A 13,476-nucleotide genomic window follows, 5' to 3' on the forward strand; every position below is an offset into this window, starting at 1 on the left:
CCATGGGCAACTATCGGACGTCGATACGCATGGCGCGCAACTGTTCGAGGTGCGCCGGCAGGTGGATCCGGCCGTGGATGTCGAGCATCCGGCCCCACGGCAGGGACTCCTCGATGTGCAGCTCGAAGCCCTCCCGCAGGTGCGAGTCGACCGGCGTCTCCGCCTCCGGCCCCAACCGGTCGACCAGCGCGCAGAGCCGCTCGCTGGTGGCCCGCAGCCGGGCGGCCAACTCCGGCAACCCGCCGTCGTGCGGCAGCATCGCGTCCACCTGCGGTCGCAGCGTCGACTGCCCGTCGTAGTACGCCCACGGCGAGCCGGCCAGCACCGCCTCGGTCGCCTCGGTCAGCAACTCGTCGTTGGCGGCGAGGTGGACCAGCACCTCCGGCGCGGTCAACTCCCCCGGCGGCGGTGGCCCGAACGAGCCCCCGTCGACCTCGGCGAGCAGATCCGCGTACGCCCGGCGCAGCTCGGCCGTCTCCACCTGGCCAAGTCTAGGACGGCCGCGCGCGGCGGACCTGGGTTCGCGGCAGTTGTCGTAAACTCGGCGCCCGGATGGCAGCGGACAGGGTGGTCCACGGGGGGATTTGATTGAGGCCCGAGCTGAGTGCCGACGTCGGACGATTCCGGCTGGGCATCGACTTCGGTACGTCGAACACGGTTGCCGTACTCGCCTGGCCGGACGGCCGGGCCAGACCGCTGCTCTTCGACGGTGCGCCGCTGCTGCCGTCGGCGGTCTGCCTGGACACCTCCGGTGCCCTGCTCGTCGGGCGGGACGCGGTCAACGCCGCACTGTCCTATCCCGACCGCTTCGAGCCGTACCCGAAGCGGCGCATCGACGACGGGACGCTGCTGCTCGGCGGCACCGAGATCCCGGTCGGCGACGCGATAGCCGCCGTACTGCACCGGGTCGCGGTCGAGGCGTACCGGGTCGCCGGCCGGGCCGCCGCCGAGGTGGTGCTGACCTGTCCGGCCGCCTGGGCGGCACGCCGTCGCCGGGTACTGCGCGACGCGGCGCTCCGGGTCGGGCTGCCCGAGCCACGCCTGGTCCCCGAACCGCTGGCGGCGGCGTTCCACTTCACCGGCCTGCTCGGCACCCGGGTGCCGATCGGCGGCCACCTCCTGGTCTACGACTTCGGGGCCGGCACCTTCGACGCGTCCGTGGTACGCCGCACCACCGACGGGTTCACGGTGGTCGCCACCGAGGGTCTCGCCGACACCGGCGGACTCGACGTGGACGCGGCCGTCGTCGCGCACCTCGGCGCGGTGCACGGCGAGCGCCACCCGGCGAACTGGCAGCGGCTCCGGGATCCGCGTACGCCGGCCGAGCGCCGGCACCACCGACAGCTCTGGGACGGCGTACGGGCGGCCAAGGAGTCGCTGTCCCGGACCGCTTCGGCGCTGGTCCACGTACCGCTGCTGGATCAGGACGCGCCGCTCGGGCGTGAGCAGTTCGAGCAGCTCGCCCGGCCGGTGGTGGACCGGTCCGTCACCGCGGCCCGCAGCGCGCTGCTGGACGCGGAAGTCGGCTTCGACCAGCTCGCCGGGCTGATCCTGGTCGGTGGCGCGAGCCGGATGCCGATCGTGGCGACCCAACTGCACCGCGTCTTCGGGATCGCGCCGACCGTGCTCGAACAGCCCGAGCTGGTAGTGGCGGAGGGCAGCCTGCTCGCCACCCACGACGGCGGCGCCGCGAGCCACGGGACCGCTGCCGGCACCAGCGTCGGCACGGGCAGCGCGATCGGCGCCGGCACCAGCATCGTCGCCGGCAACGGGATCGGCGCCGGCATGGGCGCGGGCAACGGTGGCAACGGCGTGATCGGCGGAATCGGCGGGATCGGCGGGGCATCCGGCAGCCGCGCCGAACCGGGACAGCGCGACGGACCGCGAGTCGGTGCCGGCATTCCGGCCCGGCCGGCCGGGCCGGCACCGACGCCGAGCGAGGCGCCTACCGTGGTGATGCGGGCAGTGGTTCCGGCAGGCCCGACACCGCCGACGTCCGCGCCGGCCTCCGAACTCGAGCCACCGACCACCCGCCGTCGCCCGGTCTGGCTGGTGGCGGCCGCCGTCGTCGTCGCGATCACCCTCGCCGTCTCCGGGCTGGTGGTGGGCTGGGACCGGTTCTTCGGGGAGCCGGACAGTGACGGCCAGTTCTCGGCGGACGGCCGAAACACCAGTTCCCCCGGAGTGGCGGACGTGGCCGGCGGGCCGGCCGTGTCCGGTCAGCCCGGCCCAACGGTCAGCACGTCTCCGGGGGCCGGCGCGTCCGGGAGTCCCGGGGGGACGCCACGACCGGGGGCGACCACCACCCGGCCCCGATCCACCGCCGGCAATCCCGGCGGTGGCGCCGCGCCCGGCGGTGGGAACGCACCGGCCGCGCCCGCGCCGGCGGGACGGAAGAGTACGGACGATCCAGAAATCGTCTGTCAAGAGGTCGGGATCCGGATGACCCGCAAGTCCGGGTCAGGACCTGGACCGAGGATCGATCTCAACGGCTGCATCAAGGGTCGCAACGGATGGGCGGCCAACGGCAACGGCGGCGTCTACCTGGGGAACATCCAGGACTACCACGACAGTACGAGCTTCAAGGGTCGGTTGGTGGTCGAGACGTACAAGTGCGATGGCGGGCTCGTCGACCAGACGGACACCGGACTCACCGACCGGAAGGGAAGCAGGCTCAGCGCCACCCTCAACGTCGTCGACAGCTATTCGGGCTCCTTCTACATCAAAGCCAAGATCACAGGGCTGGAGGTCCAGCTCGACGGCGATGTCTGGACCGGCGGCAGCGACACGGTGACCAGCCCCTGTATCGACCTCTGACAGCCGGCCGCCGAGGGGCGCTGACAGCCGGCCGCCGTTGGCTGGCCGAGGGGCGCTGACAGTGGAAGCCGCCCGATCTCCGACGGGTCAGCTCCGGCCACGGCGGGCGCGCAGGTAGTCGGAGACCACGTACTCGCCGAGGTCGTCCAGGTCCGGCGTGAAGACCCGGCCGCCGCAGCGCCGTGCCACCGCGTCGACGAACCGGCGCAGCCCGGGATCCTCGCCGAGCATGAACAGGTTCATCGTGGCGCCGTACCGGGTCAGCTTGTCCACCTCGGCGATCGTCAACTGGATGGTCTCCGGCAGCGACGGCCAGTTGAAGACCCCACCGCCGTACTCCGGATCCAGGTGTGCGGTCGGCTCGCCGTCGGTGACCACCAGCACCACCGGCTCGGAACCGGAGTGCCGGCGCAGGTGCCGGCCCGCCAGCATCAGCGCGTGTTGCAGGTTGGTGCCCTGCACCAGGTCCGGCTCCACCCCGGCCAGCTCCTGCTGGGTCAGCGGCATCGCCTCCCGGCCGAAGCCGATGATCTGCAACGCGTCCTGCGGGAACCTGGTGGCGACCAGGTGCGACAGCGCCAACGCGGTCTGCTTCATCGGCCCCCAGCGCCCCTCGGAGATCATCGAGAAGGAGAGGTCGACGCAGAGCGCCACGGCCGCCGAGGCACGCCGCTCGGTCTCCACCACCTCGAAGTCCTCGACCGCCAGCGCCACCGGCACCCCGGCACCGCCGCGCCGGACCGCCCGGGTGAGCGTACGCACCACGTCGAGCGGCTGCTCGTCGCCGTACTCCCAGGGGCGGGACGCGCCGGTCACCTCACCGGCGGCACCGGCCGAGCGCAGGTCGTGCTGCCCCCGCCGCCCGCTGGAGAGTTCGGCGAAGATCCGGCGCAGTGCCGTACCGCCGAGTCGGCGCAGCGCCTTCGGGCTCAGGGTCAGCCCGTCGGTGCCCCGGGTCAGCCAGCCCTGCCGGCGCAGTTCCCGCTCCAGTTCCCGCAGCCGGCGTACGTCGTCGGCGGCGTCCCGGCCCAGGTTGCGCCGTACCGACTCCACGTCGATGTCGTCCAGGGTCGCCCCCGGATGCTCCTGGCCGAGCTGGTCCAGCAGGTCGTCCAGGTCGGCGATCTCGCCGAGCGCCCCGGCCGCCTCGCCGTAGCCGAGCGGCTGGTCGCCCCGGATCCGCTCCCGGCGGTCCCAGGCCAGGTCGGGGCGGAGCGAGCGCAGGTTGGCGTCCAGCGCGGAGATCTGCCGGGCCAGCTCCGGACCGAGCGACGACTCCATCAGCCGGGACAGTTCCTCGCGCTGGGCCGGGGAGAGCGAGCGCATCAGCCGTTCCCCGGCGGCGGCCCGCCGGGCCAGCGCGTCGACCAGCTCGTCCACCGTCTCCGGATTCTCCGGGAAGAAGTCGCCGTGCCGCCGCATGAACTCGGCGAACGCGTCGGTGGTGTCCTCGCCCCGGTCGTGCCGGGCCAGCAGGTCGTTGAGGTCGCGCATCATCTCGGCGAGCCGGCGCTGCGCGGCCGGGTCCGCGGCACCCCGCATCGCGTCGCGCAGCCCGCTGAACCGCTGCTCCAGCACGTCCCGGCGCAGCCCGTCGAGGATCTGCTGGTAGGCGGCCCGGGCCTCGTCGCTGGCCCACTCGTAGCCGGAGAGTTCCTCCACCGCCCGGGCGGTCGACGACGGCAGGTTGTCGAGCACCGCCTCGGCGAACCGGGCGTTGTCGTCGTCCCGGCCGCGCAACTCGTCGCGCTCGGCGGCGAGCGCCTGGTCGAGCAGGGCCTGGGCCCGGGTCACCGCGCCGTCCAGGTCACCCCGGCGCAGCGCCTCCCGGCGCATCCGCCGGGCCCGGGCAACCAGGTCGTCCAGGCCGCCCCGGCCCTGCGGGCCGCGCCGCAGCAGGTTGCGCAGCGCCTCGCGCAGGCTGCCGCCGGCCAGCACCTCGGCGCCGACCGAGTCGACCGCGGCCCGTACGTCGTAGGGCGGGGCGAGCGGGTCGGGGCCGCCGCGCCAGGAGCCGTACCGGAAACGGTTTCCGCCGGCCACGCTCAGGCCCAGTCGTCGTCGCGGGCCGAGCGCTCGCCGGGGCCGCGTCCGCCGTCGGGGCTGCGCCCGCCGTAGCGGGTACGGCCCTCGTCGGTCACGTCCTTGGCCAGCCGCCGGGTCAGGTGCAGCCCTTCGAGTACGAACTCGATCCCGGCCGCCGCCTCGGCCGGAGTCGGCGCGTCGCCCAGCCCGAGCCGGTCCAGCGCCTTGGCCAGCCCTGGTACGGTGCCGACCTGCCGGAGCAACTCGGTCGGGCCGACCAGCTCGCCGGTCTCGATGATCGCGCCGTCGGCGACCAGCGCGGTGAAGCCGGAGACGTCCAGCCCGGCCAGCCGGGCCCGGAACGTCTCGGCGGTGGCGGTCCGGAGCAGGTGACCGAGGATCTCGATCTCCCGACCCTCCTCGCCGCTCTCGAACTCGACCTTGCCGCGCAGGGTGCTGGTCACCGAGACCGCGTCGCCGACCCGGGCCACCGGTTCGGTGTCGGCCGGTGCGGCAGGCCGCCCGTCCGGGCCACCGGCGCCGAGCAGTCCGGCCCGGCGCAGCGCGGCGGCGGAGACGGTCTCGGCGGCGGCGATGGCGAACCGGGCCGAGACACCCGAGCGCGGGTCGACGGCCGGAGACTCGCGTACCGCGCGGGCGAACCGGGCCAGCACCTCCAACACGTGCTCCGGTACGGCCGCGACCAGTGCCGCCTCCTGCCGGATCAGGTCCAGCTCCAGGTCCAGGTCGAGCGGGTAGTGGGTGCGGATCTCGGCGCCGAACCGGTCCTTGAGCGGGGTGATGATCCGCCCCCGGTTGGTGTAGTCCTCCGGGTTGGCGCTCGCCACCAGCAGCAGGTCCAGCGGCAGCCGGAGCTGGTAGCCGCGTACCTGGATGTCCCGTTCCTCCAGCACGTTGAGCAGCGCCACCTGGATCCGCTCGGCCAGGTCGGGCAGCTCGTTGACGGCGAAGATGCCCCGGTTGGTCCGGGGTACCAGCCCGAAGTGGATCGTCTCCGGGTCGCCGAGGGTACGCCCCTGGGCCACCCGGATCGGGTCCACGTCGCCGATCAGGTCGCCGACGCTGGTGTCCGGGGTGGCGAGCTTCTCGCCGTACCGCATCGACCGGTGCAGCCAGCCGATCGACAGCGCGTCGCCAGCCTCCTCGACCGCCCGGCGGGACGCCGGGGTCAGCGGGTGCATCGGGTGCTCGTTCAGCTCCGAACCGCGGATCACCGGGGTCCACTCGTCGAGGAGTTGGCCCAGTACGCGGATCAGCCGGGTCTTGCCCTGGCCGCGCTCGCCGAGCAGCACCATGTCGTGCCCGGCCAGCAGGGCCCGCTCGACCTCGGGGAGCACCGTCTCGTCGTAGCCGACGATGCCGGGGAAGCGCGGCTGCCCGGACCGGAGCCGGGCCAGCAGGTTGTCCCGGAGTTCCTGCTTGACGGTCCGGTACCGGTGCCCAACGGCGCGCAGCTCGCCGAGGGTGCCGGGCAGCTCGGCCGGCGGGGTCGGTGGGACCTGGGAAATTTCCGTCACCCGCCTACGCTAGCTCTCGATCGGGTCGATCGCGGGCCGCGAGCGAACCGGTGAAGATCCATCCGGTACCGCCGGATCCACGAAAACGGGGAGGGTCATGAGCACACCGAGCGAAACCGGGACGAAGCTCGGCATCGCGATCGGCCTCGGGGTGTCCTTCGGGGTCATCCTCGGCCTCCTGATCGGCAACATCGGGTTGGGCATCGCGTTCGGTGTGCTGGGCGGTGTGATCGTCGGCACGCTGCTCGCCAACCGTCCGAAGGACTGACTCCGCCAGCATCCGAAGGACTGACCCCGTCAGCAGCGGTCGCAGGCGCCTCGGCGGCGCAGGTGGTAGGCGAGGGTGGCGGCGCCGAGCGCGGTCCCCCAGACCGGCCAGAGCAGCATCGGGAGCACCGTCAGGGTGCCCCCGCCCAGCTCGGCGAGGAGTTCCGGCTGCCCGTACAGGGACAGGCCGGCGGCGGTGATCGCGACCGCGACTCCGGTGGCGGGGACGACGGCGAGCTTGATCGGCACCCGCCGGCCGGCCAGCCCGATCATCCAGCGCGGGAACCGCTCGCCCCACCGCTGCGCCAGCCCGAGGGTGAGGACCGCGCCGACCAGCCCGAACGCGGCCAGCCCGGCGCCGGCCCAGACCAGTCCGGTCCGCTGCATCTCGCGCAGGAACTCGTCGGTGATGCCGAGCGGGATGCCGGCGGCCCAGGCGAGCCGGACTATCGCGTACAGCACCGGGATCACCGCTGCGACCCGGACAGCCCAGCGCCCCCAGCGGGCCGCCGACTCCGCCGAGGTCCAGCCGGCTTCGCCGGGCCGGCGTCCGCACGACGGGCAGGCCCGGGCGGTACGGAACTGCCAGGTGACAACGGCCCGGGCCAGCAGCAGCCCGGTGACGACCGAGAACACCTTCCAGCCGAGCGCGAGGGTGAAGAGTTCGGAATAGTCCACCGGTGGCCAGCCGAACGGCAGCCCACCGATCAGCATCGGCGCGTACCCGAGGTAGGTGAGCACCTGCACGTCCGGGACGACCAGCAGCAGTCCGGCCACCACCAGCCAGCCGTAGCCGAGCAGGGCGACCCGGGGTGCGCCGCGCAGGCGTACCGCGTGCGGGCCGGCCATGGCCAGCGCGGTGACCGCCGCGCCGAGCAGCAGCACCGCGAAGACCGGCGCCCCGACCTCGGCCGGTACCCGCCAGAGCAGGCTGCCGGAGCCGTCCGAGTCGGCGGTGCCGAACGGGTAGCCGCGCCCGGTGACGGTCCAGACCAGCGCCAGCGAGCCGAAGAACGCGGTCGCGCCAGCGGCCAGATAACCGATCCGGTACTGGTGCTTGTGCTGGTGTCGGTGCTGCTGTGGCGGTGGCTCCGGCTCGGTCCGGGCGGCTGCCGGATCGGGCGGTACGGTGCGGGACATCGTCGTTTCCTCCTCGACGTTCCCGGGCCGGCGACCGTGCCGCGCCCGCTCCCCACACCATCCGGGCCGGCGGCGCCGCAGACCTCACGTACCGGAGTGACCCGCTTCCCCTGCCAGAGGGAGAGAGTCGACCTCACCCAATATCGAGGTACGACGATGGTGCTCTCGAAGCAGCGAGGAGTTGTGGCGATGAGCACGAGTTGGGCGTACCTCTACGGGCAGCCCGGCGCCGACCCGGTCGCCGACCGGGTGGTGGTCGACCGGGTGGTGGTCGACCGGGTGGTGGTCGACCGGGTGGTGGTCGACCGGGTGGTGGTCGACCGGGCCGGACAGCGGACATCACTGGTGCCCGTACCGGACGAGTCGCTGGCCGCGTCGATCGCGGTGGAACTGGTCGAGGAGGGCGTCGGGCTAATCGAGCCGTGCGGCGGATTCTCCCTGCCGGCCGCCGCCCGGGTGATCGAGGCGGTGGGTGGTCGGGTACCGGTCGGGCACGTCACCTTCGGCGCGGAGTCGGTGGCCGGCGCCGCCGCCTACAGCGCGCAGTTCGACGCCAGCCAGGCCGGAGCGAGCTGAACGCAGATCGCGTTGACGCCAAGGCTACTGGGCGTCGAACACGTCATCGAGCACGAGCCTCGCCCGGCCCGGAACCTCCTCTTCGGGAAAGATCTGCGTGCAGAGTCGGAGCACCTGCTCGGCGCTTGTCAGCCCGAGGTGCCCTACCAGGAATCGGATGTCCTCGGCGTCCCGACGCCGCGCGGCGAGCACCTTCATCGCCAGCAGGTGCTCAGGCGATGCTGCCGCGACCCGCAGGCCAGGGTGATCGAAAACACGAGGAGCGGTCGCATCGCCGCCGGGTGCAACATAGGCACTCGCCTGCTCATTGAGCCACCAGTGTGGGAGGCCCAGTTCGTCGGCGACCGCCCGGGCCTCATCGAGCACTATGCCGTGCGGCTGGAACACGGCGTCGATGTCGCGGGTGGCTCGACGAGCGTCGTAAGCCAACGCCATGGCCGCGCCACCGAAGATATAGAGATCCGCGACCACGCCGCGCCGAGCCAGTCGGTCGCCGAGCCGGCGAAATGCATCTTCGATCATGGCGCGGTCCAGCAACGGATCAGCGGCGCTCACGCGACGTTCAGCTCCTGGGCAGCGACATAGACCCCGCGACGGCGGAATGCCGCTGGTGCGTGCACCAGCGCGTCGACCCGCGCCGCCCGAGTATTGAAGGGGAACCAGAATCTTCGCAGCGAGCGCGTCTCGACCCACGGTGGCCCGCCGCGTCCGTCTTTCGCCGCCAGATGCTCCGTCAAGGCCGCGAGAAACACATCCCAGTGCTCGTCGCCGGTGGGCGCCGGTTCCGCAGCCAGGAGATCAGTGCGCGACTCGACTGGTTCCCAGCGGTACTCCTCCAGGAACTCCGCCACCAGCCTCCACCGTCGCGCCTCGTCGGCCCCCACCAGCAGGGCACCCAGGCGCTCCATCGTCAGGGGCTCGTACGGCGAAACACGACCTGTCACAACCCTGACGCTAGTACAAGGGCGGCGACATCCGTGACCAGCTCCGGCGGTCAGTCGGCCGAGTCAGCCGGCCTGATTCTCCGTCGGCGCTGGTTTGGTGGCTTCGAAGAGGGCGACGCAGCCGCGTACGGCGAGTTGGATGTCGGTGAAACGCTGGTCGAGTTGCCAGCGCAGCCCGGCCAGGTCGTCGTCGGTGTTGTGGAAGATTCCCCGCGCGTTGTAGACCTTCATCAGCCGTCGAGCCGGAGCGTTGACCCGCACTCCGGAGGAGAGGATCGTGCTGCCGAAGATCCGCCCGCCGGGGCGGAGCGCCACCGCCGCGTTGTCGAAGACGACGCCCTTCTCCGCCCAGGTGCCGGGCAGGCAGTGCAGCAGGAAGTTCGCCCCGACCGAGTCGTGGTGACCGGCCTGGAGCCTGCCGCCGTCGAAGGGAAGTGGCTGGAGCACGTCCGCCTGCACCACGGTGGGGTGATAGCGGGCCGCCCGGGCGGCGCTGACCCGCAGCACGGTCGGGTTCAGGTCGACCAGGGTCAGTTCCGGCGTCGCGGTCGGGAAGCCGCACCGGTCCAGGAAGTACGCCGTACCGGTGCCGAACTCGGCGTGCCGGGCGCCGATGTTGCGCTGGTAGTTGTCCAGCATGTGCCGCTTGGCGCACCGCCAGACGAGTCGGCAGTGGAAGCCGAGCACGAGCACGTCGTAGCCGGCGAGCATGAACCGGTTGTAGACGGCCTGGCCGGCGATGACCTCCTCGGGCGGCGGTGGCACGGTGGCGTTTCCTCCCACGTATTCCCTGGTTAGCGGCTCACGTATTCCCTGGTTAGCGGCTCGCATCCCCAGCTAACCGGCTCGCGGACGGCCTGGCCAGCCTGGAGATGTGGTTGTTCACCCACTGTCGAACAGGGCCGCGAGCTGTTCTGCCGATGGTTTCGGGGCAAAGTACGATGCGTGCCGTCGTCGTGAGATGAGCCGTCCAGGAGCAGCCGATGATCACCGATGCAACGCTCGCCCGGATCAACCAAGGGGTGCAGTTGCATCATCATCAGGGCCAGCCTGCGGCTGCTCGTGACTTGTTCGCCCAGATCTGGGACGAGATCGGCGGGGAGCAAGGCGATCCTTTGCACGTCTGCGTCCTGGCGCACGCGATGGCCGACGTGCAGGACGACGTACACCAGGAGTTGCTCTGGGATCAGCGAGCGCTGGCGGCGGCCGACCTGCTCACCGACGACCGGGTTGCCCAGGCCGGGGTGGCGATGCCGGTGGCCGGTCTGTATCCGTCGTTGCACCTCAACCTCGGTGAGTGCTACCGCAAGCTCGGCGATCTCGACCGTGCCCGCGAGTGCCTTGAGCGTGCGCGGGCGGGGATCGGCGCGCTTGGCGATGACGATTACGGAAAGCTGATCAAGGGCGGTCTGGATCGGCTGGCGGAGCAGTTGAGTTCCGAATAGGCGCGCGCTGCCGAAGGGACCGCCCGGGTGAGCCGGACGCCTCTCGCCGCCGGATGATGTCCAGGCGTGGGGTCACCCAGCCCAGGAACCGGGCGTACATCCGGGCCGGGTCCGGTCCCGGGTCGGGATTGAGCAGGTAGAGGTCCCGCATCGCCGCCGCGAACGCCTCGGCCAGCCATGTCGTCAGGGCGGCCGGGTCCCGGAGGTGGTCGCGCGGCAGCACCGAGCGCGCGGCCGGGCACGGCCACGCGGCCCCACAGGCCCGGCACAGCCATATCGGCCGTTGCGGCAGATGCGCCCGTCCCGGCCGGACACCATCAGCGTTGTCCGGTCGCCCACCCCTGGTCGGCTCGTCAACGGACCCGGTCACGACGCAGCTCCGTCGGGACGTTCCAGGCATGCAGGTGGCCCCGGTTCGCCGGCCGTACCCGCCCGCGCACCGATGGCCTCGGCGAGGGCGGCAGCGGTGGTGGTGGTGGAGGAGGAGGAGGAGGCAACGCAGGCATCGGCGGCGGGAGCATGCCGAGGCAACCCCATCGGTGCCCGCACCGACAATATCGCCAGAGCCGTCGCCAGTCCCGGCGGTGAATTCTCGGCGTACGTCGAAACCAGCTCACGCCCGGCGCCTCCTCGGATTGTGGAAGCGGGGGCCGCCTCGGGTGGGGAAGGGAAACCGACGGCCCCCGCGCGGTCCCGCCCGTCCTTTCCGATGCCATGGCTCCGAGCGGTTCCGCTAGTGACACTCTGCTGTGGATGGCACTACGCTGAGGAGCTTCTCGATCGGTACGACCCGTGCGTATCCGCGTTTATCCCGCCAGGTACGCCCTTCGTCATGGAGGAGTCATATGGAGAAATCCCCGATGCTCGAACACTTCGCCGAGGAGTTGCGGCTCGCCCGCGCCGCCGCCAACATGTCCCAGACGGCACTGGCCGAGGCGATCAACTACTCCCAGCCGATGGTGGCCAAGGTGGAGAGCTGCGAACGCCGGCCGAGCCTCGACTTCGCCCGCCGCTGCGACACCGTCTTCAACACCGACGGCCGCTTCGTACGCATTCAGAAGCGGATCAGCCGAGAAATCGTCGTCCAGTACTTCCGGGAGTGGGCCGGCGTCGAGCAGGAAGCGAAGGCGCTGCGGTCATTCCAGCCGGCCTACGTCCCAGGGTTGTTGCAGACGGAGGGGTATGCCCGGGCGGTTCTCTCCGGGCCAGGGCTGCTCTCCGCCGAGGAGATCGAGGAGCAGGTGACGGCCCGGCTGGACCGGCAGGAGATCCTGTCCCGGGCAAAGCCGCCACTGCTCACCTTCGTGCTCGACGAATACGTGCTTCGTCGCCAGATCGGCGATCGGGCGGTGATGCGCGAGCAGTTGCTGCATCTGGTCAAGACCGGCACCAACGTGCCGCAGGTGAGGATCCATGTGGTGCCAGCCTCAGCCGGCTCCTATGCCGGGCTGGACGGTCCGTTCGTGCTCGCCACTCCGCTGGCCGGCGAGCCGGTCGTCTACTTCGACGGTCACCGCCACGGTCAGATGGACGACCGGCCGGACTACGTGAACTATATGATCGATGTCTGGGAAACCGTCCGGAGCGTGGCACTGCCGCACCAGCAGTCGCTCGACCTGATCGCGGAGGTGGCGGAGACATGGACCTGACCGGAGCCCGGTGGTACAAGAGCAACCGGAGCAACAGCACCGGCGGCAACTGCGTGGAGGTCGCCGACAACCTGTGGCGCAAGAGCAGCCGGAGCAACAGCACCGGCGGCGACTGCGTGGAGGTCGCCGACAACCCGACCGGGATCGTCGCGGTGCGGGACAGCAAGGACCCGGGTGGGCCGGCGTTGACGTTCGGGCCGGGTGCCTGGCGGGCCTTCGTCAGCGACCTGCGTCGGCGGTAGGACGCGTGCGGTGTCGTACCCAGACGTTGGGTTCGACGTAGACGGCGTAGTCGTGGGCGAGGGCGCAGCGTACCGGGACCAGGCCGCCGGGGATCTCGATGTCGCCGTCGCGGTCGAAGGGTAGGCCGGTCCACTCCCGCCACTGGGCCAGTGACCCGGTCACCGTCATCGAGGCCGGGGCGATCTTCTCGATGGTGCCGCCCGCCCTGACGTGCACCCGCAGCCACGGGTCGGTCGGCAGTCCGTCGTCGCGCCGCTGCCGGACGTACTCGCTCATCGGCAGGTGCGGTTGCCGGTGCTTGGCCGTCGGGCGTACCGGAGCCAACAGCACGTCGTGGCCCTGCCGTCCGGCCGCCTGCCGCAGGGCGGCCACCATGTGGTGCGACAGTCCCCGGCCGAGGTAGTCGACGTCGATCGTGATCTCCAGTGCGCTGGCGACGGTCGGCACGTTCCCGCGCCTCCGGTCGTTGAACGCCCACACCAGTACCACGTCCCAGCCCTGCGCCGGCATCTCCTCCCGACCCTTCAGTACGGCGTTGAACGGTACGGCGAACCCGCGCGCGACGACCCGATCGCCGTCCGTCGCCACGACGCAGTACTCGGGGAACTCGCCGGGCACCCGCAGGTGCAGCGCGCTCGCCATCAGGTCCTCGCCGGCGAAGACCGGCCAGGTATCGCTGATCTCGTAGATCCGGGCCGCCAACTCGGGGCGCTCGGCGAGCGTGGTGATCTGGATGCCGTCGAGGTCTGTCACGACCGGGCATACTGCCAGGACCAGGCACTTCGAGCCACGCAATTGCCGATCGGGTGCTCATCGAGCACTCTCGGTAGGC

Annotated in this window: 14 protein-coding genes; 6 read left to right on the forward strand and 8 right to left on the reverse strand. The window is 71.6% G+C overall.

Features of this window, described 5'->3' with window-relative positions; all coding sequences use genetic code 11:
* Nucleotides 1-10: 10 nt before the first annotated feature.
* Entirely contained in the window at nt 11-481 is a 471-nt protein-coding gene (locus tag Pma05_RS19460) for a hypothetical protein (protein ID WP_203858862.1), read from the reverse strand.
* Between the two features lie 107 nt (nt 482-588).
* Here Pma05_RS19460 and Pma05_RS42615 point away from each other — a divergent pair, with 107 nt between their 5' ends.
* A complete protein-coding gene (locus Pma05_RS42615; protein ID WP_239312667.1) occupies nt 589-2,817 on the forward strand; it encodes an Hsp70 family protein in 2,229 nt (742 codons plus the stop codon).
* Between the two features lie 87 nt (nt 2,818-2,904).
* On the opposite strand, the gene Pma05_RS19470 is transcribed toward Pma05_RS42615, so the two are convergent.
* Both Pma05_RS19470 and Pma05_RS19475 read right to left on the reverse strand, forming a co-directional pair.
* A complete protein-coding gene (locus Pma05_RS19470) occupies nt 2,905-4,860 on the reverse strand; it encodes a vWA domain-containing protein (RefSeq protein ID WP_203858863.1) in 1,956 nt (651 codons plus the stop codon).
* A 2-nt stretch (nt 4,861-4,862) separates the two neighbouring features.
* Nucleotides 4,863-6,380, reverse strand: a complete 1,518-nt coding sequence (locus tag Pma05_RS19475; RefSeq protein WP_203858864.1) for a magnesium chelatase ATPase subunit I — start codon at nt 6,378-6,380, stop codon at nt 4,863-4,865.
* Nucleotides 6,381-6,477: 97 nt separating this feature from the next.
* Between Pma05_RS19475 and Pma05_RS19480 the strand changes: the two genes are divergently transcribed.
* Nucleotides 6,478-6,648: a hypothetical protein gene (locus Pma05_RS19480; RefSeq protein WP_203858865.1), complete on the forward strand. Its 171-nt coding sequence runs from the start codon at nt 6,478-6,480 to the stop codon at nt 6,646-6,648.
* A 29-nt stretch (nt 6,649-6,677) separates the two neighbouring features.
* Here the strand turns inward: Pma05_RS19480 and Pma05_RS19485 are convergent, their stop codons facing one another.
* Complete coding sequence (locus tag Pma05_RS19485) at nt 6,678-7,787, reverse strand: hypothetical protein (protein ID WP_239312669.1); 1,110 nt, start codon at nt 7,785-7,787, stop codon at nt 6,678-6,680.
* Between the two features lie 189 nt (nt 7,788-7,976).
* Between Pma05_RS19485 and Pma05_RS19490 the strand changes: the two genes are divergently transcribed.
* Entirely contained in the window at nt 7,977-8,363 is a 387-nt protein-coding gene (locus tag Pma05_RS19490; protein ID WP_203858866.1) for a DUF6506 family protein, read from the forward strand.
* Between the two features lie 24 nt (nt 8,364-8,387).
* On the opposite strand, the gene Pma05_RS19495 is transcribed toward Pma05_RS19490, so the two are convergent.
* From Pma05_RS19495 to Pma05_RS19505, 3 genes are all read right to left on the reverse strand, one after another.
* Entirely contained in the window at nt 8,388-8,918 is a 531-nt protein-coding gene (locus Pma05_RS19495) for a DUF6036 family nucleotidyltransferase (RefSeq protein ID WP_203858867.1), read from the reverse strand.
* Nucleotides 8,915-9,214, reverse strand: coding sequence for a hypothetical protein (locus Pma05_RS19500; protein ID WP_203858868.1), 300 nt, complete (start codon nt 9,212-9,214; stop codon nt 8,915-8,917). The genes Pma05_RS19495 and Pma05_RS19500 overlap by 4 nt, the downstream gene beginning before the upstream one ends.
* A 156-nt stretch (nt 9,215-9,370) precedes the next feature.
* Entirely contained in the window at nt 9,371-10,090 is a 720-nt protein-coding gene (locus tag Pma05_RS19505; RefSeq protein WP_203858869.1) for a class I SAM-dependent methyltransferase, read from the reverse strand.
* Between the two features lie 200 nt (nt 10,091-10,290).
* Here Pma05_RS19505 and Pma05_RS19510 point away from each other — a divergent pair, with 200 nt between their 5' ends.
* The 3 genes from Pma05_RS19510 (at nt 10,291) to Pma05_RS19520 (ending at nt 12,643) form a co-directional block, all read left to right on the forward strand.
* Entirely contained in the window at nt 10,291-10,752 is a 462-nt protein-coding gene (locus Pma05_RS19510) for a tetratricopeptide repeat protein (RefSeq protein ID WP_203858870.1), read from the forward strand.
* Between the two features lie 845 nt (nt 10,753-11,597).
* Nucleotides 11,598-12,401 carry a helix-turn-helix domain-containing protein gene (locus tag Pma05_RS19515; protein ID WP_239312671.1) on the forward strand — a complete coding sequence of 268 codons (804 nt, stop codon included), beginning with the start codon at nt 11,598-11,600 and terminating at the stop codon, nt 12,399-12,401.
* Between the two features lie 53 nt (nt 12,402-12,454).
* A complete protein-coding gene (locus Pma05_RS19520; RefSeq protein WP_239312715.1) occupies nt 12,455-12,643 on the forward strand; it encodes a DUF397 domain-containing protein in 189 nt (62 codons plus the stop codon).
* Here the strand turns inward: Pma05_RS19520 and Pma05_RS19525 are convergent.
* Nucleotides 12,621-13,397: an N-acetyltransferase gene (locus Pma05_RS19525; protein WP_239312673.1), complete on the reverse strand. Its 777-nt coding sequence runs from the start codon at nt 13,395-13,397 to the stop codon at nt 12,621-12,623. The two genes, Pma05_RS19520 and Pma05_RS19525, sit on opposite strands and share 23 nt — an antisense overlap.
* Nucleotides 13,398-13,476: the final 79 nt, after the last annotated feature.

It is taken from the genome of Plantactinospora mayteni (genome assembly GCF_016862935.1).
In the GTDB taxonomy this organism is placed as follows: Bacteria; Actinomycetota; Actinomycetes; order Mycobacteriales; family Micromonosporaceae; genus Plantactinospora; species Plantactinospora mayteni.